General features: G+C 74.9%; 23 protein-coding genes and 1 pseudogene. 14 read left to right on the top strand and 10 right to left on the bottom strand.

Translation table 11 applies throughout. From position 1 onward, the window contains the following. Nucleotides 1–41 precede the first annotated feature (41 nt). From ACZ6Y7_RS12915 to ACZ6Y7_RS12940, 6 genes are all read left to right on the top strand, one after another. Nucleotides 42–1,421: a serine hydrolase domain-containing protein gene (locus ACZ6Y7_RS12915; RefSeq protein ID WP_465757935.1), complete on the top strand. Its 1,380-nt coding sequence runs from the start codon at nucleotides 42–44 to the stop codon at nucleotides 1,419–1,421. A 529-nt stretch (nucleotides 1,422–1,950) separates the two neighbouring features. Beyond that, the gene (locus ACZ6Y7_RS12920) at nucleotides 1,951–2,808 is read left to right on the top strand and encodes a GNAT family N-acetyltransferase (RefSeq protein ID WP_465757936.1); all 858 of its coding nucleotides are present in this window, start codon (nucleotides 1,951–1,953) and stop codon (nucleotides 2,806–2,808) included. Continuing rightward, nucleotides 2,805–3,620: a lysophospholipid acyltransferase family protein gene (locus ACZ6Y7_RS12925; protein ID WP_465757937.1), complete on the top strand. Its 816-nt coding sequence runs from the start codon at nucleotides 2,805–2,807 to the stop codon at nucleotides 3,618–3,620. The genes ACZ6Y7_RS12920 and ACZ6Y7_RS12925 overlap by 4 nt, the downstream gene beginning before the upstream one ends. 294 nt (nucleotides 3,621–3,914) lie before the next feature. Next, nucleotides 3,915–4,340 (top strand): hypothetical protein, encoded by a 426-nt coding sequence (locus ACZ6Y7_RS12930; RefSeq protein WP_465757938.1) that lies wholly within the window; start codon nucleotides 3,915–3,917, stop codon nucleotides 4,338–4,340. Between the two features lie 88 nt (nucleotides 4,341–4,428). Then, nucleotides 4,429–5,382, top strand: coding sequence for a prolyl aminopeptidase (pip, locus tag ACZ6Y7_RS12935; protein ID WP_465757939.1), 954 nt, complete (start codon nucleotides 4,429–4,431; stop codon nucleotides 5,380–5,382). Between the two features lie 130 nt (nucleotides 5,383–5,512). After that, complete coding sequence (locus ACZ6Y7_RS12940) at nucleotides 5,513–6,511, top strand: YdcF family protein (protein WP_465757940.1); 999 nt, start codon at nucleotides 5,513–5,515, stop codon at nucleotides 6,509–6,511. A 169-nt stretch (nucleotides 6,512–6,680) separates the two neighbouring features. On the opposite strand, the gene ACZ6Y7_RS12945 is transcribed toward ACZ6Y7_RS12940, so the two are convergent. Further along, entirely contained in the window at nucleotides 6,681–7,229 is a 549-nt protein-coding gene (locus ACZ6Y7_RS12945) for a PaaI family thioesterase (RefSeq protein ID WP_465757941.1), read from the bottom strand. Nucleotides 7,230–7,641: 412 nt separating this feature from the next. On the opposite strand from ACZ6Y7_RS12945, the pseudogene ACZ6Y7_RS12950 reads away from it, so the two are divergent. Next, a pseudogene (locus ACZ6Y7_RS12950) lies at nucleotides 7,642–9,019 on the top strand (extracellular catalytic domain type 1 short-chain-length polyhydroxyalkanoate depolymerase). Between the two features lie 116 nt (nucleotides 9,020–9,135). On the opposite strand, the gene mca reads toward ACZ6Y7_RS12950, so the two are convergent. Both mca and ACZ6Y7_RS12960 read right to left on the bottom strand, forming a co-directional pair. Next, nucleotides 9,136–10,059 carry a mycothiol conjugate amidase Mca gene (mca, locus tag ACZ6Y7_RS12955; RefSeq protein WP_465757942.1) on the bottom strand — a complete coding sequence of 308 codons (924 nt, stop codon included), beginning with the start codon at nucleotides 10,057–10,059 and terminating at the stop codon, nucleotides 9,136–9,138. 171 nt (nucleotides 10,060–10,230) lie between these two features. Next, a complete protein-coding gene (locus tag ACZ6Y7_RS12960) occupies nucleotides 10,231–11,679 on the bottom strand; it encodes an MDR family MFS transporter (RefSeq protein ID WP_465757943.1) in 1,449 nt (482 codons plus the stop codon). Nucleotides 11,680–11,843: 164 nt separating this feature from the next. Here ACZ6Y7_RS12960 and ACZ6Y7_RS12965 point away from each other — a divergent pair, with 164 nt between their 5' ends. Both ACZ6Y7_RS12965 and ACZ6Y7_RS12970 read left to right on the top strand, forming a co-directional pair. Further along, a complete protein-coding gene (locus ACZ6Y7_RS12965) occupies nucleotides 11,844–12,503 on the top strand; it encodes a TetR/AcrR family transcriptional regulator (RefSeq protein WP_465757944.1) in 660 nt (219 codons plus the stop codon). A 148-nt stretch (nucleotides 12,504–12,651) separates the two neighbouring features. Continuing rightward, nucleotides 12,652–13,332 carry a DUF6445 family protein gene (locus ACZ6Y7_RS12970; protein WP_465757945.1) on the top strand — a complete coding sequence of 227 codons (681 nt, stop codon included), beginning with the start codon at nucleotides 12,652–12,654 and terminating at the stop codon, nucleotides 13,330–13,332. 219 nt (nucleotides 13,333–13,551) lie between these two features. Here the strand turns inward: ACZ6Y7_RS12970 and ACZ6Y7_RS12975 are convergent, their stop codons facing one another. Together ACZ6Y7_RS12975 and ACZ6Y7_RS12980 are read right to left on the bottom strand one after the other, a co-directional pair. Beyond that, entirely contained in the window at nucleotides 13,552–13,776 is a 225-nt protein-coding gene (locus ACZ6Y7_RS12975) for a hypothetical protein (RefSeq protein ID WP_465757946.1), read from the bottom strand. Between the two features lie 232 nt (nucleotides 13,777–14,008). Next, nucleotides 14,009–14,641 (bottom strand): TetR/AcrR family transcriptional regulator, encoded by a 633-nt coding sequence (locus ACZ6Y7_RS12980; RefSeq protein ID WP_465757947.1) that lies wholly within the window; start codon nucleotides 14,639–14,641, stop codon nucleotides 14,009–14,011. A 118-nt stretch (nucleotides 14,642–14,759) separates the two neighbouring features. Between ACZ6Y7_RS12980 and ACZ6Y7_RS12985 the strand changes: the two genes are divergently transcribed. Beyond that, nucleotides 14,760–16,256 (top strand): APC family permease, encoded by a 1,497-nt coding sequence (locus ACZ6Y7_RS12985; RefSeq protein ID WP_465757948.1) that lies wholly within the window; start codon nucleotides 14,760–14,762, stop codon nucleotides 16,254–16,256. Nucleotides 16,257–16,393: 137 nt separating this feature from the next. Beyond that, nucleotides 16,394–18,178: an amidase gene (locus tag ACZ6Y7_RS12990; RefSeq protein ID WP_465757949.1), complete on the top strand. Its 1,785-nt coding sequence runs from the start codon at nucleotides 16,394–16,396 to the stop codon at nucleotides 18,176–18,178. A gap of 232 nt (nucleotides 18,179–18,410) precedes the next feature. Here ACZ6Y7_RS12990 and ACZ6Y7_RS12995 read toward each other — a convergent pair whose 3' ends face one another. Beyond that, nucleotides 18,411–19,034: an endonuclease gene (locus tag ACZ6Y7_RS12995; protein WP_465757950.1), complete on the bottom strand. Its 624-nt coding sequence runs from the start codon at nucleotides 19,032–19,034 to the stop codon at nucleotides 18,411–18,413. A gap of 74 nt (nucleotides 19,035–19,108) precedes the next feature. On the opposite strand from ACZ6Y7_RS12995, the gene murQ reads away from it, so the two are divergent. Then, nucleotides 19,109–20,086: an N-acetylmuramic acid 6-phosphate etherase gene (murQ, locus tag ACZ6Y7_RS13000; protein ID WP_465757951.1), complete on the top strand. Its 978-nt coding sequence runs from the start codon at nucleotides 19,109–19,111 to the stop codon at nucleotides 20,084–20,086. Nucleotides 20,087–20,148: 62 nt separating this feature from the next. Here the strand turns inward: murQ and ACZ6Y7_RS13005 are convergent, their stop codons facing one another. The 4 genes from ACZ6Y7_RS13005 to ACZ6Y7_RS13020 all read right to left on the bottom strand — a co-directional run bounded on the left by ACZ6Y7_RS13005 (nucleotide 20,149) and on the right by ACZ6Y7_RS13020 (nucleotide 23,263). Next, the gene (locus ACZ6Y7_RS13005; RefSeq protein ID WP_465757952.1) at nucleotides 20,149–21,153 is read right to left on the bottom strand and encodes a HEAT repeat domain-containing protein; all 1,005 of its coding nucleotides are present in this window, start codon (nucleotides 21,151–21,153) and stop codon (nucleotides 20,149–20,151) included. Between the two features lie 3 nt (nucleotides 21,154–21,156). Then, the gene (locus tag ACZ6Y7_RS13010) at nucleotides 21,157–21,792 is read right to left on the bottom strand and encodes a HEAT repeat domain-containing protein (RefSeq protein ID WP_465758030.1); all 636 of its coding nucleotides are present in this window, start codon (nucleotides 21,790–21,792) and stop codon (nucleotides 21,157–21,159) included. A 237-nt stretch (nucleotides 21,793–22,029) separates the two neighbouring features. Continuing rightward, nucleotides 22,030–22,542 carry an isochorismatase family protein gene (locus ACZ6Y7_RS13015; protein WP_465757953.1) on the bottom strand — a complete coding sequence of 171 codons (513 nt, stop codon included), beginning with the start codon at nucleotides 22,540–22,542 and terminating at the stop codon, nucleotides 22,030–22,032. Beyond that, nucleotides 22,529–23,263, bottom strand: coding sequence for a TetR/AcrR family transcriptional regulator C-terminal domain-containing protein (locus ACZ6Y7_RS13020; protein ID WP_465757954.1), 735 nt, complete (start codon nucleotides 23,261–23,263; stop codon nucleotides 22,529–22,531). The genes ACZ6Y7_RS13015 and ACZ6Y7_RS13020 overlap by 14 nt, the downstream gene beginning before the upstream one ends. Before the next feature lie 122 nt (nucleotides 23,264–23,385). Between ACZ6Y7_RS13020 and ACZ6Y7_RS13025 the strand changes: the two genes are divergently transcribed. Both ACZ6Y7_RS13025 and ACZ6Y7_RS13030 read left to right on the top strand, forming a co-directional pair. After that, on the top strand, nucleotides 23,386–24,720 hold the full coding sequence (locus ACZ6Y7_RS13025; RefSeq protein ID WP_465757955.1) for an MFS transporter: 1,335 nt from the start codon (nucleotides 23,386–23,388) through the stop codon (nucleotides 24,718–24,720). A gap of 134 nt (nucleotides 24,721–24,854) precedes the next feature. Beyond that, nucleotides 24,855–26,312, top strand: coding sequence for a TolB family protein (locus tag ACZ6Y7_RS13030; protein WP_465757956.1), 1,458 nt, complete (start codon nucleotides 24,855–24,857; stop codon nucleotides 26,310–26,312). The last annotated feature ends 25 nt before the right edge of the window (nucleotides 26,313–26,337 follow it).

Here is a 26,337-nt window from a genome sequence, read left to right on the forward strand (position 1 = left end):
GGCTACTGTCCGTCCACATGTCGACGACTCCAGAAGCCCACATGACCGATCTGCCCGCCGAGTTGCTCCCCGCCACCCGCCGCGCCCTGCTGCACCTGGTCGCCGTGGCCCAGGCCGAGGAGCGGGCGCCCGCCGTGGTCGCCGGGGTGCTGCGGGACGGGCGGCCGGTGTGGAGCGGCGCCCGCAGCATGACCGACGGCCACGCGCCCACCCCGGACGTCCAGTTCCGGATCGGCTCGATCACCAAGACCTTCGTCGCCGTGCTGGTCCTGCGGCTGCGCGACGAGGGCCTGCTGGACCTCGCCGACCCGCTCTCCCGCCACCTGCCCGGCACCCCGGCCGACGACGCCACCGTCGCCCAGCTGCTCTCGCACTCCTCCGGGCTCGCCGCCGAGACCCCGGGCCCCTGGTGGGAGCGGACCGAGGGCACGCTGCGGCCCCGCCTCGACGACCTGCTGGAGGCCGAGCGCCCGCTGAAGCACCCGGCCGGCCGCCTCCTGCACTACTCCAACCCCGGCTACGCGCTGCTCGGCGCGCTGGTCGAGAAGCTGCGCGGCGAACCCTGGGGCGAGGTGCTGCGCCGCGAGGTGCTGGCCCCGCTCGGCATGGACCGCACCACGCTGCGGCCCGAGCACCCGTACGCAGGAGGCTTCGCCGTCCACCCGTGGGCCGACGTGCTGCGGCCCGAGCCGCTCACCGACACCGGTCTGATGGGCCCGGCCGGCCAACTCTGGTCCACCGGCGCCGACCTGGCCCGCTGGGCGGCCTTCCTCGCCGCGGGCGACGACAAGGTGCTCGCCGCCGACACCCTCGCCGAGATGCGCCGCCCGGTGGCCGCCCCGCTCGACGACGGGTGGACCACCGCCTTCGGCCTCGGCCTGCAACTGCTCCGCCACGAAGGCCGGTTGCTGTACGGGCACACCGGCTCGATGCCCGGCTTCACGGCGGGACTGTGGGTCAGCCAGGCCGACGGCCTGGCCGCGTACGCCCTCGCCAACGCCACCAGCGGCGTCGGCACCTCGTTGCTGACCGCCCGGTTGATCGCGCTCACCGCCGAGCACGAGCCCCGGCTGCCCGAGCCCTGGCGCCCGCTGCCCGAGGTCGACCAGGAGCTGCTGGAGCTCACCGGCCCCTGGTACTGGGGCGCCGCCCCGAACGTCCTGCGGCTGCGGGCCGGGCGCGTCCTGGAGCTCAGCCAGCTCGGTGGCGGCACCCGGGGCTCGCGCTTCCGCCCCGAGCCGGACGGCACCTGGACCGGCCTGGACAACTACTACGCGGGCGAGACCCTGCGGGTGGTCCGGGGCGCCGACGGCTCGGTCAGCCACCTCGACATCGGCTCCTTCGTCTACACCCGCGAGCCCTACGGACCGGCCGGCGCCGTCCCGGGCGGTGTGGACCCGGAGGGCTGGCAGGCCGGGTGACCCCCGCCGGGCCGACCGGAAGCAGGGCCGACCGGGACGCCGGGACGGACGGGGCGGCGCGCCGATCGGGGCGCCGGGACAGCGGGACGCACGGGACGCCGCGCCGATCGGGACGGCGGGACGCACAGGACGCCGCGCCGACCGGGACGCCGGGACGGCGGGACGCACAGGACGCCGGGACGCCGGGACGGACGGGGCGGCGCGCCGATCGGGGCGCCGGGACGGACGGGCGGCCGGGACAGCGGGGGCGCGCAGTACGGACGGCGGGGGCGCGCGGTGCAGCCGTGCACCCCCGTTGTCCACCCCCCGCGGACGAGCGCCGGGTGCCGGGCAGGTGGCCGGAAGGCCACGGGTGGTCCCATTCAGCAGGTGCACATCTGCGATCCGCCGGGCCGCAACGTGAATGCCAACCGGTTCGGAGAGACATACCGAGACCGGTTCGCGTCCACGCCCCACCACCACCTGCGGACCGGGACGGTGCCCTGGCGATCCACGGCACCGCCGATCGTGCTGCCCTGGAGGGTCCGCCATGACCACCGTCCCCACGTACGCTCCGTCCGCAGTCGCCCCCACCCACGACACCCCGGCGGTCCCCGCCCCGCGCCACCGGCCCGCACCGGCCGCGGCCCCCTCGCCCGCGTCCGCGCCCGCGTACACCGTCTCCCTCGCCCGCGACGAGGAGGACGTGCGCGCCGCCCAGCAGCTGCGCCACCAGGTGTTCGCCGCCGAGCTCGGCGCCCTCCTGCACAGCCCCGTCGCCGGCCTCGACATCGACCCGTTCGACGCGTACTGCGACCACCTGCTGGTCCGCGAGGGCGAGCACGGCACCGTCGTCGGCACCTACCGGCTGCTGCGGCCCGAGGCGGCCCGCCGGGCCGGACGGCTCTACTCCGAGGGCGAGTTCGACCTGTCCGCCCTGGCGCCGGTCCGTCCCGGCCTGGTCGAACTCGGACGCTCCTGCATCCACCCGGACCACCGCGGCAACGGCGCCGTCATCAACCTGATGTGGGGCGGCATCGCCCGCTACCTCGCCGACACCGGCAACACCTGGGTGGGCGGGTGCTGCTCGATCGGCCTGGAGGACGGCGGCGCCACCGCGGCCCGGGTCTGGGACACCGTCAGCACCCGGTACCTGGCCCCCGCCGAGTACCGGGTCTCCCCGCACCGCCGCTGGGACGCCACCGGCGTGCCGCGCGCCGAGCGCGGCGCCCTGCCGCCGCTGCTCCGCGGCTACCTGCGGCTCGGCGCCTGGGTCTGCGGCGAGCCCGCTTACGACCCGGACTTCGACTGCGCCGACCTGTACGTGCTGCTCTCGCTGGAGCGCACCGACCCGCGCTACCTGCGGCACTTCCTCTCCGGACTGCCCGCCCTGAGCCCCGCGTCATGAGCGTCTGGCTGCCCACGGCGACCTGCCGGCCGGAGACCTGCCTGGCCGACGCGGCGCCGGAGGTCTCCCACCCCCGGCGCGTCCTGCGGCTGACGGCCTGCCTGCTGGCGGTCCTGGCCGGCGTCGTGCTCAGCCTGCCGGCCAAGCTGCTCCCGTCCGGCGGCCGGGACCGGCTGACCCGCCTCTGGGCGCGCGTCGTGCTGCGCGCCCTCGGGGTGACCGTCCACCTCGCCGGACCGGGCGGCGGCCCGGGCGCGGGCGGGGTCCTGGTGGTCGCCAACCACGTGTCCTGGCTGGACGTCCCGCTGCTCGCGGTCGGCCGGCCGGGCCGGTCACTGGCCAAGACCGAGGTCCGCCGGTGGCCGGTGCTCGGCCCGCTGGTCGCCTGGGGCGGCGCCGTCTTCCTCGACCGCGACCGGCTGCGGACGCTGCCGGACACCGTCGCGGCGGTGGCCGGGGTGCTGCGCTCCGGGCACCCGGTGATCGTCTTCCCGGAGGGCTCGACCTGGTGCGGGCGGGAGAGCGGCAGGTTCCGGCCGGCGCTGTTCCAGGCCGCGGTGGAGGCGGGGGCCTTCGTCCAGCCGGTGACGATCCGCTACCGGCTGGCGGACGGGCGGCCGACCAGCGTCCCCGCGTTCGTCGGGGACGACGGGCTGCTCACCTCGCTCGCCCGGGTGGTCGCGGCGCGCGGGCTGGTCGCCGAGGTGACCTTCCTGCCGCCGATCCCGCCGCCCGCCCCGCAGGCCACCCGCGCCGGCGCCCGGCGCGAGCTGGCCCGCGCGGCCCAGGCGGCGGTCGAAGGGATCCGCTGACCGGCCGCCCCCACGGCGGCCGGTGGGACCCGGCCCGGCCGAGCCCGGGCCAGGGGCGCCGGTCTCGGGCCTCGTCGTGCTCGGGCCGTCCGGTCTGGCGCGGCCCGTTCCGGCGCGCTCGGCCGGGTGCGGTGGCGGCGCGGCGCTCCCCGGCACCGGCGGGCCCGCCGGCCGGTGCGGCCGGGCGGACCACGGCGGTGCCGGCCACCGCCTCCTCGCCCTTGCCCCTCGCCCCTCGCCCCTCGCCCGGTACGATCACCACAGGTCAAGGCGGGTCAGGGGGAAGGCAGGGGCATGACGGAGGAACGGAACCCCGAGGAGCCGACCGGCCATCAGCCCGGCGACCCGACACCCGTGCCGGGCGGGCAGGTCGGCCTACTGACGGGCGCAGCCCGGGCGTCGGGAGGCTGCCTCGGCGAGCTGGTCATCGAGTCCGTCGGCGGGATCGTCCTGCTGGCCCTCACCACGGCCTCACTGGCGGGGGCCTTCCTCCTCGCCCAGGCCGTCCACCGGGCCAGCCCGGCAGGCGCCTACGCGCTCGCCGCCCTCGGCCTGCTCGGGCTCGCCCACGGCATCCGGCACCGGCGCAGGCCCCCGGAGGAGCGCAGCGGGATCGGGCGGATCACCGCCGCCGTCACCGGCGCGCTCGGCTTCTGGCTGGTCCTGTGCGTCGGATACGCCTCCTTCGACGCCGCCTTCGGGCTGAACCTCGGGCTCTGACGGCGGGATAGGCTCGCCCGGACCGCCCGGACCGCCCGGACCGCCCGGACCGCCCGGAACGCCCGGAACGACCTCGGAGGAGCGACCGATGAGCGAGCTGTACCCCCTCTACGAGCCGTACGCGCAGGGCTGGTTGGACGTCGGCGACGGGCAGGAACTGTACTGGAACGCCTCCGGGAACCCGTCCGGCACACCGGCCGCGGTGGTGCACGGCGGGCCGGGATCCGGTCACGGGCCCGGCTCCCGGCGGTACTTCGACCCGGAGCGCTACCACGTCGTCCAGTTCGACCAGCGCGGCTGCGGCCGGAGCCGGCCGCACGCCTCCGACGCCTCGACCGGGCTGGAGCACAACACCACCGCGCACCTGATCGCCGACATGGAGCGCCTCCGCGAGCACCTCGGCATCGACACCTGGCTGCTGTACGGCGGTTCGTGGGGTTCCACGCTGATCCTCGCGTACGCCCAGGCCCACCCCGAGCGGGTCTCCGCGATCGTGCTCTGCGGCGTCACCATGACCCGCCCCGAGGAGACCGACTGGCTCTACCGGGGCGTCGGCCGCTTCCTGCCGGGCCCCTGGGCGGAGTTCCGGGACTTCCTGCCGCCCGCCGACCGGGACGGCGACCTGGTCTCCGCGTACAGCCGACTGCTCAACAGCCCGGACGAGGAGGTCCGTCGGGCCGCCGCCAACGCCTGGGCCACCTGGGAGGACGCGGTCATCTCGCACGAGACGCTGGGCAAGCCGAACGCGTACTCCGACCGCCCCTCCGACGCCCTGATGGCCTTCACCCGGATCACCGCGCACTACTTCTCGCACGGCGCGTTCCTGGAGGACGGCCAACTGCTGCGCGACGCCGGTCGGCTGGCCGGGATCCCGGGGGAACTGATCCACGGCCGGCTGGACCTCGGCGGACCCCTCTACACCGCCTGGCAACTGGCCGCGGCGTGGCCGGACGCCCGACTGACCGTCATCGACGAGGCCGGACACACCGGGAGCCCGCGGATGCGCGAGGCCGTCCTGGCCGCCGTCGAGCGCTTCGCCTGATCGCCCGGGGCCGGCGGGGGCCGGGGCCGGCGGGCCGAGGGGCCGGGAGCCGGCGGGGGCCCGGGGACGCCCCGACGGCGGGACCGTTCGCACAACTGGGCCATTCCTGGGAACCCCTACGATACGACGCATGATCGCCTATGCCCCAGCCGCCCTGTTCTTCCTGCTGTTCGGGATCGGGGTACTCCGCGACCGCCGCCGGTTCAGCAACGCCGTCTACCTGGGCATCGCCGTCTCACTCCTCTCCCTCGCCCTGCTCGCCGAACTGCGCAAGGCACCGACGGTGGTGGTGGAGGTCGTCGCGGCGGCGATCGTCCTGCTGCCGGCCGTCGGCACGGTGGCCCTGGTCTGGTTCCTGATCTCCAACGGCCTGACCATGATCCGCAAGGAGGGCAGACGGCCGGCCAACCTGCTGTCGCTGCTCGCCGGGCTGGGCGTCGTCGCCGTCGTCGCCCTGCTGGGCGCCGCCGTCGCCACCGGCTCCCGGACCCTGGCCGTCCTGGCCGGCACCGCTGTCCTGGTGGTCCTCTACGTCTCCTTCCTGTTCGTCTGCTTCGTCGGTTACGCCTTCCTGTACAGCCGCCACCGGCCGCGCCGGAACGTGGACTTCGTGGTCGTGCTCGGCTCCGGACTGATCGGCGGCGAACGCGTCCCGCCGCTGCTCGCCAGCCGGCTGAACCGGGGCCGCGAGGCGTACGAGAGGCAGGCCGCCCGCGGCAACCCGCCGGTCCTGATCACCTCGGGCGGTCAGGGGCCGGACGAGAAGCTGCCGGAGGCCCACGCGATGGCCGACTACCTGGTCGCCGCCGGCTTCCCGGCCGAGCGCATCGAGCGGGAGGACCGCTCGCGCACCACCGAGGAGAACCTGCTCTTCAGCAAGGCCATCATGGAGCGGGCCAAGCCCGACTACCGCTGCGTGGTGGTCACCAACGACTTCCACGCCTTCCGGGCTGCGCTCCTCGCCCGCCAGACCGGCGTGAACGGCCACGTCCTCGGCTCGCCCACGGCCAGGTACTACTGGCCGAGCGCCACCATCCGCGAGTTCGCCGCGGTGTTCCTCTCGCACAAACTGGTCAACTTCGGCATCTGCGGTCTGCTCGCCCTCTGCGGGGTGCTCGCCGCGCTCTGAGTCGCCGGGCCTGCCGGGTCGGCGAGATCGGCGGGATCGCCGGGCCTGCCGGGTCGGCGAGATCGGCGGGATCACCGGGCCTGCCGGGTCGGCGGGATCGGGCCCCGGTCGCGGAGGCGGCCGGGGCCCGGGCCGTTCCCGCTCGTACCCGTCAGAGCCGGTCGGCCCGTCAGACCTCCGGACGGGGCGTCAGGACCGCACAGGTGGTGGTGGCGTGCGCGTACAGCTTCCCGTTCTCGGTGCCGATCACCCTGGCCTCGGCGGTCGCCATCGTCCGGCCCAGATGCAGCACCTCGGCCTCGCAGCGCACCGGCGCCGAGTCGGCGAACAGCGGGCGCAGCATGTGGACGTTCAACTGCGTGGTGGTGTACCCGACTCCGGCCGGCAACCGGCTCAGCACGGCGCAGCCGAGGGCGGAGTCGAGCAGGGTGGCCAGGTAGCCGCCGTGCACGGTGTTCATCGGGTTGTGGAGGTGGTCGCCGACGCGGCCCTCGAACACCGCGGTGCCCGGCTTGACCTCGGTGAGGTGGAAGCCCATCGTGCTGCAGATCGCGGGCTCCGGAATCCGCCCGGCGATCCACTCCAGCAGGATCTCCTCTCCGGTCAGGTGGGCGTACTCGGCGATCGGCGGACCGGCCGTCCAGGTGTGCGTGCGGGTGCGCTGTTCGGGGCCGGCCGGGCGTCGCCGTTCGTCGGAGTCGATCTCATCAGTCGTCATGGGACCAACCTGCCCGGTCCGAACCCCTGCCTCACGTCCCTTCCACCGCAGGGCGGTGGGCCCGTGCCGGGGAGGCCCGCGGCCGGTTCGACGGGGCATGGCGGTCCGCGCCATGCCAGGGTGGCGGACCTCGGCTGACCACCACATGGCCCCGGGGTGCGGGGCGCGCCACGCTGCACGGGATCCACCCCCACTCCTCCCCCACCCAGGAGTCCCCGTGTCTCTGCGCCCCGCCGCCGCGCTGTTGACGGCCCTCACCCTCGCGCTCGCCGCCGGCACCGCGTCCGCCTCCGCCGCGCCCGTCCCTGTCGAGCCCGTTCCCGTCGCGCTCGTTCCCGTCGCGCTCGTTCCCGTCCCACCCGTTCCTGCCGCTCCCGCTCCTGCCGCGCCCGTCTCCGTCGCTGCCGCCACCGTGTCCGCGGCCACCCCCGCCGCCGACCCCGCAGGCGGCACCTTCCAGCAGGTCGCCGGCTTCGGCTCCAACCCCGGCAACCTCGCCATGTACAGCTACACCCCCGCCGGACTGCCCGGCGGCGCACCCCTGGTCGTCGCCCTGCACGGCTGCCTGCAGAGCGCCACCGACTACTACCGTGCCTCCGGCTGGACCAAGTTCGCCGACCAGTACGGCTTCGCGGTCGTGTTCCCGCAGACCGGCAGCACCAACAACAGCCTCTCCTGCTTCCGCTGGTTCGACGCGAGCAAGGACGCCCGGGGCGGCGGCGAGGCCGAGTCGGTGGTCGAGATGGTCGCCAAGGCCGAAGCCCTGTACGGCTCAGACGCCCACCGGGTGTTCGTCACCGGGCTCTCGGCCGGGGGCGGGATGGCCGCCGACCTGCTGGCCGACTACCCGGACGTCTTCGCCGGCGGGGCGATCGACTCCGGCCTGCCCGCCCACTGTGCCACCACCCAGAGCGCCGCCTCCGGGTGCCAGGACACCGACCAGGGGCTCACCCCGGCGCAGTGGGGCGACAAGGTGCGGGCCGCGCACCCGGCCTACACCGGACCGTGGCCCCGGGTGGCCGTCTGGCAGGGCAGCGCCGACACCGTGGTCAGGCCGGTGAACGCGACCGAGCTGCGCGACCAGTGGACCGACGTCCAGGGCATCGCCCCTCGGCCGACCAGCACCCGCGACCTCCCGGGCGGCACCAGCGAGGAGCTATACGCCGACGCGGCCGGACGCCCCGCCGTGGCACTGTTCACGATCAGCGGGCCACGGACTGGCCGTCCACCCGGGTACCGGAGCCGACCAGTGCGGGGCGACCGGCGCCTACTTCCTGGACACGGTCTGCTCCGGCTACTACACCGCGCAGTTCTGGGGCCTGGACGGCGGTACCGGCCCCACCTCGCCCGGCCTGCCCGCCCCGGTCGGGCTGACCGCCTCCCCGGCCGGGGCCGGCTCGGTCACGCTCGGCTGGCAGGCCGTCAACGGCGCCGCCTCGTACCGGGTCTACCGCGACGGCAGCCAGGTCGGCAGCACCACCGGCCCCTCGTTCACCGACACGGGCCTCGCCGCCGGCACGACGTACGGCTACGCCGTGGCGGCGGTCGACGCGAGCGGCACGCCGGGCAGCCGGTCGGCGACGGTCACCGTGACCACCGCCGGTGGCGCTCCCCCGTGCTTCACCACCAGCAACTACGACCACGTCCGGGCCGGCCGCGCCACCCAGAGCGGCGGTCTGACGTACGCGCTCGGCTCCGGCCAGACCATGGGGCTGTGGAACACCTTCGTCGTCCACACCCTGCAGCAGACCGGCCCCGGCTACTTCGTGCTCGCCGACGGCCAGTGCTGAACGGCCACCGGCCGGCACGGCACCGACCGGCACGGAACCAGCCGACACGGAACCAGCCGACACGGAACCGACCGACAGGGCACCGGCCGGGGCGGCCAGGTCCCACACCCTGACCCTCACCCCGCCCCCTCTCCCGTCCTGATCCCGGCGAACAGGTCGGTCTCGACCCCGCCCTCGCCGGACGTCCCGCCCTCGCCGAGGGCGCCGCCGGCCCCGGGCACCAGGCTCCGAGCCAGGTGGTAGTCCTCGGTCGGCCACACCTCGCGCTCGACGTCCCGGGGGTGGGCCATGAACGCGACGCCCGGCGCGACCTGGGTGGCGTGCGCCAGCAGCGCCGCGTCCCGGACGGCGAACTGCTCGGCGCACGCTATCCGGGTGGTGGTCGCCAGGGCGGGCGGGGTGTCGGGCCACTCGGCGAGCAGTCCGCCCATCGGCGAGGGGAGGCCGCGCTCCGTCATGGCGTCGTGCAGGGTCTGGAACCAGGCCCGGGAGAGCGCCAGGTGATAGTAGAGCTTGGCCGCCTGCCAGGGCTCGCCGGCCTCTGGCCGGTGTTCCGGGTCGGAGGCGGCCTCGAAGGCCGCCACGGTGACCCGGTGGGTCATCACGTGGTCCGGGTGCGGATACCCTCCGGTCTCGTCGTAGGTGATCACCACGTGCGGTCGGAACTCCCGGATCAGCGCGACCAGCGGGGCCGCCGCGACCTCCACCGGCAGGGCGGCGAAGCAGCCTTCCGGCAGCGGCTCGTCCGGCCCCGGCATGCCGGAGTCCACGAAGCCGAGGAACTCCTGGCGCACGCCGAGGATCTCGCGGGCGGCCGCCATCTCCTCGCGTCGGATCCGGGCGATTTCGGCCCGCACCTCGGGGCGGTCCATCGCGGGGTTGAGCACCGAACCGCGCTCGCCGCCGGTGCAGGTCGCGACCAGGACGTCCACGCCCTCGGCCGCGTACCGGGCGAGGGTCGCCGCGCCCTTGCTGGACTCGTCGTCGGGGTGGGCGTGCACGGCGAGCAGGCGCAAGCCGCCGGGGTGCTGGGTGACCATGGGTCCCTCCGGATCGTCGGTGGTGGGTGGCTGCCGGTCCTACGGGTGTCCATCCCGTACGGCGGCCGGTCGTACGGCTCTCGGTCCCGTACGCCGCCGGTCGTACGGCTGTCGATGTCGACCGGGTACGGCCGCCGGTCGAGGGCCGTCCGCCCGGGGCCTGACGGCCGCTCAGCCGGCGTCCTTACGGGTGTTCGGGTACAGCCAGGCCGGTCCGATCGCCAGGGCGGACAGGGCCAGCACCCACCAGAAGGTGTCCCCGAAGGCCGCGCCCGGCCGCTCCGGGTGACCGTGCTGCGCCTGCTGGAGGGCCAACGTCAGCACCGCCGTGCCGAGCGCCCCGCCGACCCGGTTCAGCACGTTGACCGCTCCGGCGGCCGCCGGGACCTGGGCCTTCTCGACGCTCCCGTACACCGCCGCGAGGCCGGGGATCGAGATGATCCCCATGCCCGCGCCGCGCAGCGCCAGCGAGCCGGCGATCAGCCAGTGCGCCGGGTCGGACCCGCTGCCCAGCCGGGTGAACGCGAGTGTGCCGACCAGGGAGCAGGCGATGCCGATCAGGATCAGCGGACGGGGTGCGACGCGGTCGGTGATCCGGGCGGCCAGCATCGCGGTGACGGCCGTGCCGAGCGCCTGCGGCGCCAGCAGCAGACCGGCCTCCACCGCGCCGACGTGCTGCACCTGCTGGTAGTAGAGCGGCACCAGGAACATCGAACTGTAGAGCGCGGCCCCCTGCAGGAAGCTGTTGGCCGTCGCCACGCTGAAGCCGCGCCGGGCGAACAGCCGCAGGTCGATCAGCGGCGGCCGGACCCCACCGCGCGCCACTCGCAGCGCGTGGACTCCGTAGAGCGCCACCAGCACCACGCCCGCGACCAGCGCGACCCAGCCGACCGCACCGCCGGCGCCGATCGTCGAGAGTCCGTAGACCAGCCCGGTGAGACCGGGCGAGAGCAGCAGCAGGCCGGTCACGTCCAGCTCGGGCCTCGGCGCGTCCGAGTCCTGCTCGACCGGCAGCCAGTGGGCGGCCAGCAGCAGCGTCAGCAGCCCGACCGGCACGTTCAGCAGGAACATCCAGCGCCAGTCGAGGTGCTCCAGCACCACGCCGCCGAGGATCGGCCCGAGGACCGGTGCGAGGCTGATCGGGAGCATCAGGGTGCCCATCACCCGCCCGATCCTGGACGGCCCGGCCGCTTGTATGATGATCGCTTGGCCAAGCGGTTGAATCATCCCGCCGCCGATCCCCTGCAGCACCCGGAAGGCGACCAGACTGCCCGTCGACCAGGCCAGGCCGCACAACGCCGATCCGAGCACGAACAGGACGACCGAGGCGAGCCACGCCCGCCGGGCCCCGAAGCGGCCGGCCGCCCACCCCGAGAGCGGCATGGTCAGCGAGACCGCCAGCAGGTACCCGGTGGCCACCCACTGCACCGCCGCGATCGAGCCGTGCAGGTCACGGCCCACCGCGTCGATCCCGACATTGACGATCGTGGCGTCCAGCAAGGCGAGCATCGGACCCAGCGCCAGCACCGCGCCCATCTTCCACAGGCCCGCCGGGATCGGCTCCGCCTCCCCCTCCTCCACGCCCCCTCGTCGACCCGTCGCCGTGGCGGATGCGGTCATGCGCCCCTCCCCTGAGTCGCTCCTCGGGTGAGCGTCGGCCTCACGCGGCCGCCCTCACCCGGGGCAGCCGTCCGACCGCCCCGAGAAGAACTTAGGACGGACCCACTGATTGGGTCAAGCCTAATTCCTGTACCCGACCCAGTGAACTGCGTTAGGCTCCCGCCATGACCGAGACCGGCACCACCCCCAGCCCCGCCCCCACCCTCCGCGAACTCAACAAGCGCCGCACCCGCGAGGCGATCTCGCACGCCGCGACCAGGCTCTTCATCGCGCAGGGCTTCGACCGGACGACCATCGCCGAGGTCGCCGCGGCCGCGGGCGTCGCCAAGATGACCGTCACCAACCACTTCCCGCGCAAGGAGGACCTCTTCTTCGACCTGCACGAGGAGCTCGTCGGTCGGCTCGCCCGGGCCGTCGCCGCACGCGCGCCGGGAGAGTCCGCCCTGGCCGCGCTGCGCCGCGACTGCCTGGCCCGGATCGACCGGCACGACCCCCGGCTCGGCTTCTCCGGCCGGGACTTCGCCCGCACCGTCGTCGACAGCCCGGCGCTGGTCGCCCGGCTGCGGGAGTTGCAGGAGCAGGCCGAGGCCGCCCTGGCCGAGGCCCTCGCCGAGGCCGTGCACGAGAGACCCGTCGGCTTCGAGAGCCGGGTCGCGGCCGCCCTGCTCGCGGCCGTCGACCGGGCGGTCCTCGCCGAGGTGCTCCGCCGCACCCTGGCCGGCGAGGACCACGCCACGATCGCCGCCGCCGTCCGCCCGTCCGCCCTCCAGGCCTACGACCGCCTGGCGGGGGCACTCGGCGGCTTCGCCGTCCGGGAGTCCTGACGATCCCCCGGACCCCCGCCCCCTGCCCATCGGGCGGCAGTGGTGCGGCGCCGGCCCGTTCGCCACGACCCGCTCCGCGGTGCGCCTTGGGCAAAGGTTGACCTGCTCACGGCAGAAGCTTGGCGATCGCCGCCTCTATCGTCGGCGCATGCCCTCACAGCCCATCAGGCCCACCACGCTGCCGGTCCTGCCGTACCGCAAGCCCACCCGGGGCCGGGACTTCTGGGTCCTGAACGACGTCCTCTCCGACCCGGACGCCGTCCGCGAACGCTGCCTGGCCCGCGACGAGTGGACCGAGGGCTACCCGTACCGCCCCGAGACCTGGCCCGGTCTGCGCACCATGCCGGGCCTGGAGCCCGAGGAGCTGGCCCGGGTCGAGGCCCTGGTCCGCAAGGCCACCGGTGCCTCCCGCCTCTGGGTGCAGAGCACCCCGGGCGGCGGCACGCTCAACCACAACTGCGTCCAGGTCGTCGGCGCCGGGGAGTCGGAGTCCCGCCCCCACACCGACTCCCGCGCGCTCTGCCGCTACGCCGCCGTGCTCTACCTCAGCCCCGGCGCGCCCAAGGACGCCGGCACCAGCTTCTACCGCCAGCAGTTCCCCGGTGGCCGTCTCGGCGGCAACGTGGTCGAAGCCCCGCACAACAACCTGGTCGAGGCGCTCGGCACCCGCCGCGTACCCGCCGACCACTTCGTCGAGGACGTCCGCGTCCCCAACCGCTACAACCAACTGCTGCTGTACCACGCCAACCTGATCCACAGCGCCACCGCCTACTACGGCAACGAGCTGGCGGAGCGTCGGATGACGGCGGTGTTCTTCTGGATGGCCTGACGGTTCCTCCGGAGGGCCTGACCGCCGCGAACCCCGGCCGCCCCGCCGTCGCCACCGCACCCGCGCCAGGCCCTTCGGGCCCGGTCGGGCATGTCGGGGCATGAGAGCACCCGGGCGCCGGAACCCCCCCTCCCGGCGGCCCCTTGACGGCGCGCCCGCAGGGCGACCGCCGGTCCGTCCACGGGCGGCGGCAGGCCGTACGACGCCTGGTGCCGGGCCCTACTTGCGGTACCGCTCCAGGTCGTCGACGGTCAGGCCGTGGGTGTTGTGCATGGCGATCGAGCTGTAGGAGGCGCGGGCGGCCTGCAGTCGGACCCGGTGCTCCTGCTCGGCCCGCAGTCCTTCGACGGTCTCGGTCCGGCTGCCGGAGCGCCGGTGCAGGTAGGCCGCGAGGCCGGTCGCGATGACGACCAGGCCGACGATCAAGGCGATCAGCGTGGCCACGGCCACCCCCTCGGGTACGTGTTCGAACAGTCGGTATCTGCCCGCGCGGCGCCGCGCCCAACCCCGGCACGTGCACATTCGACCACGGTCGGCGCCCCGCGCACACCCGTCATCACGAGGTCCGCCGGCCTCCCGAGCTGAGCTTCCCCGAGCCTCCCGAGCTGAGCTTCCCCGAGCTTCCCCGAGCCTCCCTGACGTCCCGGGAGGCCCCCTGTCGCCGCCCCCTCGCCGGTCACACCGCCCGCGCACCGACGGGTCCGGCGTGGCCGCGGTGGGCGACGCCGTCGAGCAGCAGGCGGAGTCCGAGCTCGAAGCCGCGGTCGTCCAGGTCCGACGCGCCGTTGCGGGCGAAGGAGCCCTCCAGGGCGTCCGCCAGCGCGGGGTAGTCCGGGCGGTAGGCGTCCGGAGTGCGGGTGAAACCGGCGGTGAAGGTCTCCAGGGCGGAGCCCAGCACCAGGTAGTCGAGTGCGGCGGCGGTCTCCGCCGCGTCCGCCGGGCCCAGGCCGGCCCGGCCGAGCGTGGCGAGCAGGGTGTCGTAGCCGCGCAGCGCCCGGTCGGCCTCGACGCGGCGGCGGGCCAGCAGGGCGATGGTGTTGGGGTGTCGCAGGAAGACCGCGCGGTAGCCGCGGGCGTACGCGGCGAGGCCGGTGCGCCAGTCGGGGTCGGCGAGCGGCGCGTGGTCGATCTCGTCGTTGACCAGCTCGGAGACCGCGTCGACCAGCGCGTCCTTGCTCTGGATGTGGTTGTAGAGCGACGCCGCCTTGACCCCGAGCCGATCCGCGAGCGCTCGCATGGTCAGGCCGTCGGGGCCCTCCTCGTCCACCACCTGGAGCGCCGCACGTGCGATCCGTTCGCGGGTCAGCAATGCCCTGCTCGGTCGGCCCACTGGAAATTCCCCTCTTCCGCTCCCCGTGTCCTGCGGCTATCGTGCCAGACCAGCAGCGGTTGCTAACAAAGTTAGTTTTACCAGGAGGGCACAGCGCATGGCCGAGAACACCCCATCCGATGACGAAACGCTGGCCGCGCTCGGCTACCGCCAGGAGCTCAGACGCAGTCTGAGCGTCCTCGGCAACATCTCCATGGGCTTCGCCGTGGTCAGCCCCGTGGTCGGGCTGTACGCCGCCGTGCAGGTCGGCATCAGCGTGGCCGGCGGTGCCTGGGTCTGGGCGCTGCCGCTGTGCCTGCTCGCGCAGTGCCTGGTCGTGGCCGTCTACGCCGAGCTCGCCTCGCAGTGGCCGCTGGCCGGCGGCGCCTACCAATGGGGCCGGCGCCTGGCGAACCCGGCGTTCGCCTGGCTGACCGGCTGGATGTGGCAGTTCGCGGTGATGTTCGGCAACACCACCGTCGCCTACCTCGCCTCGCCCTGGCTATTCGCGCTCTTCGGCGGCGTTCCGACGCCCGCCGAGCAGGTGCTCGTGTCGGTCGGGTTCGTGCTCTTCTGCACCCTGGTCAACGCCTACGGCATCAACCTGCTGCGCTGGTTCGTCAGCCTCGGCATCGCCGCCGAGGCGGTCGCCTCCGTCCTCGTGGGCTTCACCCTGCTGCTGGTCTTCCGGCAGCACGGCTTCTCGCTGCTGACCGACTTCCTGGACGCGCCCAGCGGGCTCGGCATCGGCGACACCGGCGCGCTGCTCGCCGCCCTGGCCATCGCGGGATGGGCGTTCGTCGGATTCGACGCCTGTGTGTCGACGGCCGAGGAGACCAAGGACGCGGCCCGGCAGGTGCCCCGGGCGATGTGGTGGTCCCTGCTCAGCGTCGGGCTGGTCGTCATCCTCAACGCGGTCTCGGTCGAGCTGGCCCACCCGAACCCCGCCGACGTCGTCGCCGGCACCGATCTCGACCCGGTGACCACCGCCGTCACGCACGCGTTCGGCGGCTGGGCCGACAAGCCCTTCGTCCTCGTCGTCCTGATCAGCTTCACCGCGTGCCTGATGGCCTCCCAGGGCGGGGCCGCGCGCGGGCTCTACTCCCTCGCCCGCGACGACGTCTTCCCGTTCTCCCGCCAGGTGCGCAAGGTCAACAGGCACCGCGCACCGATCGGCGGCCTGGTCGCGGCCACGCTGATCAGCTGCGCCGCCCTGCCGCTGGGCCTGAGCACCTCGGCCATCGGCAGCCTGATGACCTTCGGCAGCGCGGCGATCTTCGCCCCGTTCTTCCTGATCTGCCTCGTCGCCCTGATCGCCCGCCTGCGCGGCTCCTGGACGCCCGCCGGCGCGGTCGGCTACGGGCGCCTCGGCACCCCCGTCAACCTGCTCGCGGTGCTCTGGACCGGCTTCGAGCTGGTCAACATCTGCTGGCCGCGCGCCGTCCTCGCCCCGGCCGGCGCGCCCTGGTACCAGATCTGGGCGGCCCCGCTGGGCGTCGCCACCGTCACCCTGGCCGGCCTCGCCTACCTGCTCGTCCGCCGCCCCGACCGGCGCATGGACGACACCGACCAGGACCGCCCGCTGGGCGACGAGCTCGCGCCCGCCGTCCTGTAACCGGCGCCCCCGTCGGGCCCCCGACCACCCGGCTCCGCCCTCCGCCCCTCCGCCCCTCCGCCCCTTCGCCCCTTCGATCCCGACCCCCGCGGAGCGCCCGGGACCGCTTCCTCCGCACCACCCCTGGAGACCCCCGCATGACCCGCACGACCGACACCTCCGCCCCCACCGCCGGCACCGGCACCCTCCCCCGCACCATCGACGTGGTCGAGGCGGGCATCGCCGAGCTGCGCACGGCCCTGGAGACCGGCGCGACCACCGCCGTCGCCCTGCTCGACGCCTACCTCGCCCGGATCGAGGCCTACGACCGGCCCGGCACGGCCACCGCGCTCAACTCGCTCGTCGTGATGAACCCGGACGCCCGCGCCGACGCCGAGGCCTCCGACGCCCGCCGCGCCCGCGGCGAGACCCTCGGCCCGCTCGACGGCATCCCGTACACCGCCAAGGACAGCTACCTCGCCAAGGGCCTGACCGCAGCCGCCGGTTCGCCGGCGTTCGAGCACCTCGTCGCCCAGCGCGACGCCTTCACCATCGAGCGCCTGCGCGCCGCCGGGGCCGTGCTGATCGGCCTGACCAACATGCCCCCGATGGCGAACGGCGGCATGCAGCGCGGGGTGTACGGCCGCGCCGATAGCCCGTACAGCGCGGACTGGCTGACGAGTGCCTACGGCTCCGGCTCGTCCAACGGCTCGGGCACCGCCACCGCCGCCTCCTTCGGCGCGTTCGGACTCGGCGAGGAGACCTGGTCCTCGGGTCGGGCGCCCGCCTCGAACAACGCGCTGTGCGCGTACACCCCGAGCCGCGGCGTGATCTCGGTGCGCGGCAACTGGCCGCTGGTGCCGACCATGGACGTCGTCGTCCCGCACACCCGCACGATGGCCGACCTGCTGGAACTGCTCGACGTCATCGTCGCCGACGACCCGGAGACCCGCGGCGACCTCTGGCGGTCCCAGCCGTGGGTGCCGATCCCCGCGGCGTCCCGGGTGCGGCCGGCCTCGTACCCGGCGCTGGCCCCCGCGGACGCGGCGGCGGCCCGCGCCGCGCTCGCCGGCCGGCGCGTCGGCGTCCCCCGGATGTACATCAACGCCGACCCCGAGGCGGGCACCAACCCCGACGGCGGCATCGGCGGCGCGACCGGGCGGCGGATCGAGACACGCGCCTCGGTGATCGCCCTGTGGCAGGCCGCGCGCCGTGACCTGGAGGCCGCGGGCGCCGAGGTCGTCGAGGTCGACTTCCCCGTGGTGACCAACTACGAGTCCGACCGGCCCGGCGCGCCGTCCCTCCTCACCCGGGGCCTCGTCAGTCGCGAGTTCCTCGCCCGCGAGGTCCTCGACCTGTCCGCCTGGGCCTGGGACGACTTCCTGCGCGCCAACGGGGACCCGGCGCTCCCGACGCTGGCCGGCGTCGACGGCGCCCGGATCTGGCCCAAGCACCCCGGCGAACTCCCGGACCGCTACACGGGCTTCGACGACGTGATCGCCGATTACCCGCGGCAGGTGCGCGAGCACCCGTACCCGTCGTTCACCGGGATCCCGGGGTTGGCGGAGGGGCTGCGCGGCCTGGAGGAGACCCGGAGGACCGACCTGGAGACGTGGATGGACGAGCTGCGCCTGGACGCCGTGGTGTTCCCCGCCGTCGCCGACGTCGCTCCGGCCGACATGGACGTGAACGAGGCCTCCGCCGAACTCGGCTGGCGCAACGGCGTGTGGGTCGCGAACGGCAACCTCGTACCGCGCCACCTCGGCATCCCGACGGTCACCGTGCCGATGGGCACCATGACCGACACCGGCATGCCCGTGGGGCTGACCTTCGCCGGCCGCGCCTACGACGACACCGCGCTCCTCCGGCTCGCCGCCGCCTTCCACGCCACCGGGCACCGCCGCACCGAGCCGCCGCGCACCCCGCGCCTCCCGGCCGCCTGACGGTACGGCCGCCTGACGGTACGCCGGGGCGAGCGGAGTCAGGCCCGGCGGTTCCACGCGCGGAGGAGGTCCGGTGCCCGCACGGGTGCCGGACCTCCGCGTACGGGTGCCGGACCTCCGCGGCGCCGGCGGGGCCGTCCGCCCCGACGGCACCGGCCGCACACCAGGCCGAGGCCGACGCCCGGTCCGTCCGCCCGGCCGACGCCGACGCACCGTCCTCGCCCGGGGCGGCTCAGGCGGCCTCGACGTGCGCCAGGCTCGCCCGGGTCAGCGCCGCCGCCAGCCGGGCCAGGTCCTTCGCCGCGACCACCTCGGCCAGGCCCGCCGGGCTTCCCGGCAGCCCCAGCGCCCGGGCCTCCGCCAGCACCCGCTCGTCGAAGTACGGCCGCAGCGAAGGCCAGACCTCCTGGACCTCGCGCCGGAAGATCCCGGCCCCGACCGGCCCGATCCTGGGGAACTCCTGCAGCAACTCGCCGATCGGCTCCGATTCGCCCCCGGCCTCGTCCCGCAGTCGCCGCAGGTCACCGTGCCAGCGGTCGAGGAGCAGCCCGGCGCCCTCGCCGAGCGCGGTGGCGGTGCTCTCGTCGTACCGCACGTAGTGGGCGCGGCCGAGTGCGGCGATCAGGGTGCCGCGCCGGGCGTCGGCCATCGCGCGCGGGGTCCGCAGCCCGGCGGCCGACAGCTCGCGGGCGGCCGCCGTGGCGGTGTCGGCACTGATCCGCACGGAGCACAGCACGGTCAGGACGAGCAGGCGGTAGAGCGGCGAGGGCTTGTCGCGCAGGGTGATCCCGGCGTCCTCCGCATAGGTGCGGCCGAACCGTTTCAGCAGGTCGGAAACGGTCGATGCGGTAGCCATGGCCATGGCCATCACCTCCTCCTCCCCCGCGCTTGCCCGGATTCGCGCGCGGCGCACCAGGGGACGATCGGCGTATGACCGCCGAGCCCACGAGCCCCGTGCCGCACCGCCCCCAGCAACCCACCGCACGCCCCACGTCCTCGGCCGCGCCCCCGACCGAGACCGTCCGCCCCGACTGGGCCGCGATCGACGAACTGCCCACCCCCGCCCTGCTCGGCCTGCTGAACGCCGAGGACCGCACCGTCCCCACCGCCGTCGCCGGGCAGCTGGACCGCATCGCCGACGTGGTGGACGCGGTAGCGGCCCGGATGGCCCGGGGCGGCCGGCTGGTCTACGCCGGAGCCGGGACGCCCGGCCGCCTCGGGGTGCTGGACGCCGCCGAGTGCCCGCCCACCTTCGGCACCGATCCGGCCCTGGTGGTGGGCCTGATCGCGGGCGGACGCCCGGCCGTGACGGCGGCCGCCGAGGGCGCCGAGGACCGCCCCGACCTCGCCGACGCCGACGTCACCGCCCTCGCCCTCACCCCTGCGGACACCCTGGTGGGCATCTCCGCCTCCGGCCGTACCCCGTACACCGTGGCGGCCGTACGGGCCGCGCGGGCCGCGGGCGCCCTGACCGTCGCACTGGCGTGCAACCGCGGCTCGGCGCTGGCGGCCGCCGCCGACCTGGCCGTCGAGGTGGAGGTCGGCCCCGAGGTCCTGGCCGGCTCGACCCGGCTCAAGGCGGGCACCGCGCAGAAGCTGGTCCTCAACATGCTGTCGACGGCCGTGATGATCCGCCTCGGCCGGACGTACGGGAACCTGATGGTCGACCTCCGCGCCACCAACGCCAAGCTGCGCGAGCGCGCCCGGCGGATCGTCGCCGAGGCCACCGGCGCCGACGAGAAGTCCGTCCACCGCGCCCTCGCCGCGACGGACGGACGGTCGAAGGACGCGATCCTGGTCCTGCTCGCCGACGTGGACGCCCCCACCGCCGCCCGCCTCCTCGACGCCGCGCACGGCCGCCTGCGCGAAGCCCTGCGGGCAGCCCCCCGTACGACCGGACGGAGCTGATCCGAGCCCCGGTCAGGACCCGGCAGGGCCCTCCGCACGCACCCCGCGTCCCGCTACCGCCCCTACCGGTCCTCACGCAGGGTGAGGACGTAGGCGGCGGTGAGCGCGACGACCCGGTCCTGGTCCTGCGCCAGCTCCGCGAGGGCGTGCGCCGCCGTGGCCCCCGGGATGTCCGCGAGCGCCTGGGTGAGGCGCCGACGGGCGGCCGGTCCGGTGGCGGCGTGGCCGAGGCAGTGGATCAGTCCGGCGGCGATCCGCTCGGCGAGCCCGGGATCGCCCGCCAGCGTGGCCAGGGCGTCGGCCGCGTCGGCGTCCTTCCGCTCCTCGACGATCATCTCGATGAGCACGGGGACGGCGTCGTCCACGCCCCGCGCCCCGAGCGCCAGCGCCGCGCACTCGCGGACGGCGGGGTCCGGGGCGGTCAGGGCGTGCCGCAGCAGGGCGGTCGCCTCGGCGGTCGGGATCTCCGCGATGGAGCGGACGGCACGGTCCCGCACCTCCGCCGCGGGTGATCCGAGGCCCTCCGCCAGCAGGGCCGTCGCCTCCTCCCCCGCCTGCACCAGAGCCCAGCGCAGGGCCCCGGCGACGACCGGGTCCGCCTCGCTCAGCACGGCCGCGGTCAGGGCTTCCACCGGGACGGGGCCGTCCTCGGACGCGGACAGGGCCGCGCGCTGGCGCGCCCCCGGACTCTTCGACTCCAGGCCCTGGAGGAGCGAGACGGTCTGGAGGACCTCCTCCCAGTCGGCCGGGCCCGCGGCTCCGATCCGGCGCAGTCGGGTGAGCAACTCGTTCTCCGCCGCGATGCGTTCCAGCGTCCGGCCGATCAGCTCGTCGACGAGCTCCGAGGGCGCGAAGCCGGGATCGTCGAGCGCGCGCCCGACGTCCTGCAGTGACAGGCCCAGCGACCGCAGGCTCTCGATGTGGAAGATCCGCCGGATGTTCTCCTCGGAGTACTCCCGGTACCCGGAGTCGGTACGACCCGAGGGCCGCACCAGACCGAGTGACTCGTAGTGCCGCAACATGCGGGCGCTGACCCCGGACCGCCGCGCGACATCACCGATCAGCACTGCCTACCGTCCCTCCTGGGAGTCCCCGCCGAGGACCGCGACGCGCTTCGCCTCCTCGATCGCGGACTCGAATCCCGCCTCCGGGTCGCGCCACAGCCGTTCCGTGGCGATCGCATGGGTGCGCACCCGCCGGTCGCGTTCCGCCGTCACGGCGGCCAGGACCGGCAGCATCACCTCGCCGAGCGCGATCAATGCCCGGCTGAGGCTCAGCTGCGTCTCCCGTCCGCCGCGCCCGAGTTGTGTCGCCAACCCTACGGCCAGCTCGGGCTCCTCCCCCTCGGGCACGAGCACGACCGCGGCCCGCCAGGCGCTCCGGGCCACCTCCTCCTCGGGGTCGGCCAGCAGCGCCGGCGTGATCGCCGGCCAGGCCCGCCGGTCCCCGATCTTGGACAGCGTGTGCAGGGCCTGGCTCCGCGCCTGCGCGCGCTCCGAGCGGAGCTCGTCGAGCAGCAGCGGGACGGTCAGCGCCGCCGGGTGGCGGGTGAGTGCCCAGGTGAGCATCTCGCGCACGAAGAACTCGGGCTCGACCGCGCAGCGTTCGACGAGCGTGCCGACGGCCCCCGGGTCCGGTGTCGTGCCGACGGCCAGCGCCGCCTGCAGCCGTACCGACGAGTCGCCGTGCGCCAGCCCCCGGAGCATCCCCGCCGTGTTCGGGCGCCCTGCCGCGTTCGGACCACCCGCCGCGTCCGTGCCCGGCGCCGCCTTCGTGCCCGGCATCGCGTTCGTGCTCCCCGTCGACTCCTCCGCCGACCCGGTCATCAGGACCACCTCCTCGGCCACAGTGAAGTCCTTGTCACCGTGTCAAGGTCAAGCGCGGCGGGAACCAGGCGTCCCGGACGGAGGGACGGCCGGGCGGCCGCGGACCGGGAGGGCGGGCTATCCCAGCCGCAGGTCCGCCGCCGCCACGACCTCGCCGAGCCGCGGGAAGTCCAGTTCCACCGACGCCCGGTGCTCCTCGGCCGTGAGCGCGGTCATCGCGTCCTCGACGAACACCAGCTCGTAGCCGTGGTCGGCGGCCGCGCGGGCACTCGACTCCACCCCGAGGTTGGTGGCGATGCCGGCGAACACCAGGGTCTCCACGCCCCGGGACCGGAGCAGGTCGTGCAGGCCGGTGGCCTGGAAGGCGCCGATGGTGCGCTTCACCACGATCTCGTCGGCCAGTTCCTCCACCTCGGCGAGCAGTTCGCTTCCGGGCGGCTGCTCGGCGACGTTCGGCCGCTCGACCTTGACGGCGACCACGGGGGCACCGGCGGCGCGGAACGCGCGGGCGAGCTCCAGCGAGGTCGCCAGCACCTCCGAACCGCTGTGCGGCGCGAGCGGGTTGGCCACGATCCGGCCCATCAGGTCGATCAGGACCAGGGCCGTGCTGCGGGGATCAAGGGTGGTCATGGCGCCAAACTAGCCCATCCCCCTCCGCCCCCTCCGCCCGCGCCGCTCCCGCCGGCTCGCCCGACCTCCCCGACTTTCCCGGCTCACCCGTCTCCCCCGCCTCGCGGTCGATCTCGGCCCGGAACCCCTCGATCAGCACCCGCAGTCCGTACTCGAAGTCGGCGTCGTGGTCGGTCATCCGCAGCACGTCGGCCGCCTCGCGCAGCAGCGGCAGCCCGCTCAGCGCCTCCTCCGGGAACGGCGGCCGCTCGCGGTCGGCGGCGTCCTGCCGCCAGGCCTGCTCCTCGGTGACCCAGCCCATGATGTACCGGTCGACGGTCAGCAGCAGCCGCAGCGCCGTGCGCGGGCGCAGTCCGGCCCCGCAGAGAGCGCTCAACTGGGCCTCGACGGCCGGGAGTTCCTCCTCGGTGGGGAGGGTCCCCGCGTGCACCCGGGCGCCGTCGCGGTAGGCGAGCAGGGCGCGGCGCTTGGCCCGGGCGTCGGCGGCGATCCATTCGGGCCAGTGCTCCGGGTCCGGCTCGCGGTCGGGCGGGAGGGCCTCGGCGAGCATCGCCTCGGCCATCAGGTCGAGCAGTTCCCGCTTGTTCTTGAAGTGCCAGTACAACGCCGGTGACTGGACCCCGAGTTCGCGGGCGAGCCGCCGGGTGGTCAGCCCTTCGATGCCCTCCTCGTCGAGCAGGCGCAGCGCGGTGCGCACCACCTCGTCGCGTTGCAGCGCCATCCGTTCGCCCTTCCGGGTTATTCGCTTGCCGGGCCCACCTTATCGCCGATAAGTTCCGAGCCGGAATTTATCGGCGATAAGGACGGCCGCCGTGGCGGCGGCCATGAAGGGACCACCCGCGTATGACCTCCGCCCCCGACCGCTCCCGGTCCCGGCTGCTCCCCGACACCACGCCCTGGCGGTCTTCCCGGGACTTCCGCCTGGTCTGGTCCTCCGGCGCGGTCACCCTGCTCGGTTCGATCTTCACCATGACGGCAGTCCCCCTGCAGATCGCCGAGCTCACCGGCTCGCCCTGGGCGGTGGGCGCGGTCGGCGCGGTCGAGCTCGTACCCGCCGTCGTGTTCGGCCTGTACGGCGGCGTCCTGGCCGACCGCGCCGACCGCCGGGCGGTGGCCCTGCTCAGCGAGGTCGCGCTGGCCGTGCTCAGCGCGCTGCTGCTGGCCAACGCCCTGCTCGGCGCCCCGGCCGTCTGGCCGCTCTACGTCGCCGCCGGGCTGGCGGCGGCCCTGCAGGGCATCCAGCAGCCCTCGATCGAGGCGATGGTCCCGCGGCTGGTGCCGCCCGACCAGCTGGTCGCGGCGGGTGGGCTGCTCGCGTTGCGGTGGAGCGTCGGCGGGGTGGTGGGCCCGGCCGCCGCCGGGCTGCTGATCGCGACGGCCGGTGTGCCCGCCGCCTTCCTCGTCGACCTCGCCACCTTCCTGCTGTCGATCGCGCTGCTCGCCCGGGTCCGGCCGGTCCCCTCGGCGCGGAACGCCGAGAAGCCGCAGCTGGGCGAGTTCGTGGACGGTCTGCGGTACGCCGCGCGGCGGCCCGATCTGATCGGCACCTACCTGGCCGACCTCGCCGCCACCGTCTTTGCCCTGCTCACCGCGCTGTTCCCCTTCCTCGCCGCGGAGCTGGACGCGACGTGGGCGCTCGGCCTGCTCTACTCGGCCGGCGCGGTCGGCAGCTTGATCGCCGCGACCACCAGCGGCTGGACGGACCGGGTGTACCGGCACGGCCGCCTGGTGCTGCTCTCGGCCGCCCTGGTCGGTGCGGCGACGGCCGGGGCCGCGTTCGCCCCGGGCCTCGGGGCCGTCCTGCTCTGCCTGATCGTGGCCGGCGGCGCGCACTGGCTCGGCGACACCTTCCGCAGTGCGATCTGGAACCAGTCCATTCCGGACGAACTCCGGGGCCGGGCGGCCGGGTTGGAGCTGTTGATCGGCTCCGCCGGGCCCGCCCTGGGCGATCTGCGCGCGGGCGGCCTGGCCGCCCGACAGGGCATCCGCGCCGCACTGCGCACCGGCGGCCTGCTCTGCTTCGGCAGTGCCACCGTCCTTGCCGCCGCGATACCGGCGCTCTGGCGCTACGACCAGCGCGCGCACTCCGGCACCCGCACCGGCACGCACCGCCCCGCGCACCGCCCCGCGCACCGCCCCGCGCACCCGGTCGATCCCGCCGAGGAGCCCGCCCCCTGACGTGAATCCGGCGTTTCCCGTTGCACGACCATTGACCGCCCGCCCCACCCGGCGGTTGGCTCGCTCCGAGCCTGCCGCCGGGGAGTTCGGCGCCACCGCCGACGCGGCACGGTCGATCCCAGGGGAGGGACCGAATGATCCGAATCCGCCGCCCGCTGCGCGCGGCCTGCATCCTCGCGGCCGCCGCGCTGACCGCCGCCGTCGCCGCCGCCGCACCCGCCCAGGCAGCACCCCCACCGCAGGGCCCGACCGCCCGTACCGAGCGGGTGTCGGTCGGTCTCGGCCAGGCTCAGCCCGACGGTGCCTCGGCGGCCGGCGGGCTGAGCGCCGACGGCCGCTTCGCCGTCTTCACCTCGGACGCCACCAACCTGGTGCCCGGTGACACCAACGGCAAGTCCGACGTCTTCGTCCGCGACCTGTGGACGGGCCGCACCGAGCGGGTCGACACCGGCCCGGACCACGCGCAGGCCGACGGCGACTCCTTCGAGGCCACGATCAGCGGCAACGGCCGCTACGTGGCGTTCAGTTCCTCCGCCACCAACCTCGTGCCCGGCGCCAACCTCGGCTCCGAGGACGTCTACGTCCACGACCGCTGGACCGGCGAGACCAGGCTGGTCTCCACCGGCAAGGCCCCGGGCGCACCGCAGAGCCAGAAGGTGTCCGGCCACCCGTCGATCAGCTGGGACGGCCGTACCGTCGCCTACCAGTCCAACCGCAGTGACCTCGCCCCCGGCACGGTCACCTGGTTCGGCGGCAACATCTACGTCTCCGACCTGCGCTCCGGTGGGACGACCCTGGTCAGCATCGGCGCCGACGGCAAGGAGGCGGACAGCTCCTCCGCCGAGCCGGAGATCAGCGCCGACGGCAGGACGGTCGTCTTCGTCTCCAAGGCGACCAACCTCCTCGCCCCCGACCAGCCGGGCGCCCTCTCGCCGAGCGCCGTCGCCGAACTCGCCGCCGGCTCGGACGCGGAGTTCACCGCCGACTCGCTCCGGCCCGCCACCCGGCCGAGGTCCGCCGCCCCCGGCATCACCAAGCCCCGCCTCTACCCCCTGTACGTGCGCGACCTGACCGCCGGGCGGACCAGCCTGGCCAGCCCGGACGGCGCCGGCGGCTACCGCGGCGTGGCCGACCCCTCGATCAGCCCGGACGGCCGCTTCGCCGTCTACTCCGCGTGGGTGCTGCACGGCGACAGCCAGTGGGACCGCCACTTCGAGGTCTACGCCCGCGACCTGAAGATGGGCACCGAGACCCTGATCAGCACCGGCCTGCCCGGCACGACGACCACCGGGAGCTCCTACGCCGGCCGGATGACGGCGGACGACCGCTGGGTGTACTTCTCCTCCACGGCGGACAACATCGTCCCCGGCGACACCGACAACGCCCCGGACATCTTCCGCCACAACCGGTGGACGGGCCGCACCGAGCGGGTCGACCTGGCGAACGACGGCTCCCAGGGCGCCGGTTCGGAGGCGCCGTTCGTCGACGCCTTCGGCACCACGGTGGTCTTCACCTCGTCCGACGGCGCCCTCGTCCCCGGCGACACCAACAACGCCCCGGACATCTTCGTCCGGCACCTGCGGCCGTTCTGACGTACCGCCCGACGACTCGGACCGG

The sequence above is a fragment of the Kitasatospora sp. NPDC053308 genome (assembly GCF_055585785.1).

Coding starts and splice junctions, on each gene's coding strand:
- ACZ6Y7_RS12925 (WP_465757937.1), top strand. CDS start 2,805: ATGAGCGTCTGGCTGCCCACGGCGACCTGCCGGCCGGAGACCTGCCTG.
- ACZ6Y7_RS12965 (WP_465757944.1), top strand. CDS start 11,844: ATGACCGAGACCGGCACCACCCCCAGCCCCGCCCCCACCCTCCGCGAA.
- ACZ6Y7_RS12970 (WP_465757945.1), top strand. CDS start 12,652: ATGCCCTCACAGCCCATCAGGCCCACCACGCTGCCGGTCCTGCCGTAC.
- ACZ6Y7_RS12960 (WP_465757943.1), bottom strand. CDS start 11,679: ATGACCGCATCCGCCACGGCGACGGGTCGACGAGGGGGCGTGGAGGAG.
- ACZ6Y7_RS12945 (WP_465757941.1), bottom strand. CDS start 7,229: ATGACGACTGATGAGATCGACTCCGACGAACGGCGACGCCCGGCCGGC.
- ACZ6Y7_RS12990 (WP_465757949.1), top strand. CDS start 16,394: ATGACCCGCACGACCGACACCTCCGCCCCCACCGCCGGCACCGGCACC.
- murQ (WP_465757951.1), top strand. CDS start 19,109: ATGACCGCCGAGCCCACGAGCCCCGTGCCGCACCGCCCCCAGCAACCC.
- ACZ6Y7_RS13030 (WP_465757956.1), top strand. CDS start 24,855: ATGATCCGAATCCGCCGCCCGCTGCGCGCGGCCTGCATCCTCGCGGCC.
- mca (WP_465757942.1), bottom strand. CDS start 10,059: ATGGTCACCCAGCACCCCGGCGGCTTGCGCCTGCTCGCCGTGCACGCC.
- ACZ6Y7_RS12985 (WP_465757948.1), top strand. CDS start 14,760: ATGGCCGAGAACACCCCATCCGATGACGAAACGCTGGCCGCGCTCGGC.
- ACZ6Y7_RS12915 (WP_465757935.1), top strand. CDS start 42: ATGACCGATCTGCCCGCCGAGTTGCTCCCCGCCACCCGCCGCGCCCTG.
- ACZ6Y7_RS13025 (WP_465757955.1), top strand. CDS start 23,386: ATGACCTCCGCCCCCGACCGCTCCCGGTCCCGGCTGCTCCCCGACACC.
- ACZ6Y7_RS13015 (WP_465757953.1), bottom strand. CDS start 22,542: ATGACCACCCTTGATCCCCGCAGCACGGCCCTGGTCCTGATCGACCTG.
- ACZ6Y7_RS13010 (WP_465758030.1), bottom strand. CDS start 21,792: ATGCTCCGGGGGCTGGCGCACGGCGACTCGTCGGTACGGCTGCAGGCG.
- ACZ6Y7_RS12940 (WP_465757940.1), top strand. CDS start 5,513: ATGATCGCCTATGCCCCAGCCGCCCTGTTCTTCCTGCTGTTCGGGATC.
- pip (WP_465757939.1), top strand. CDS start 4,429: ATGAGCGAGCTGTACCCCCTCTACGAGCCGTACGCGCAGGGCTGGTTG.
- ACZ6Y7_RS13020 (WP_465757954.1), bottom strand. CDS start 23,263: ATGGCGCTGCAACGCGACGAGGTGGTGCGCACCGCGCTGCGCCTGCTC.
- ACZ6Y7_RS12920 (WP_465757936.1), top strand. CDS start 1,951: ATGACCACCGTCCCCACGTACGCTCCGTCCGCAGTCGCCCCCACCCAC.
- ACZ6Y7_RS12995 (WP_465757950.1), bottom strand. CDS start 19,034: ATGGCTACCGCATCGACCGTTTCCGACCTGCTGAAACGGTTCGGCCGC.
- ACZ6Y7_RS12930 (WP_465757938.1), top strand. CDS start 3,915: ATGACGGAGGAACGGAACCCCGAGGAGCCGACCGGCCATCAGCCCGGC.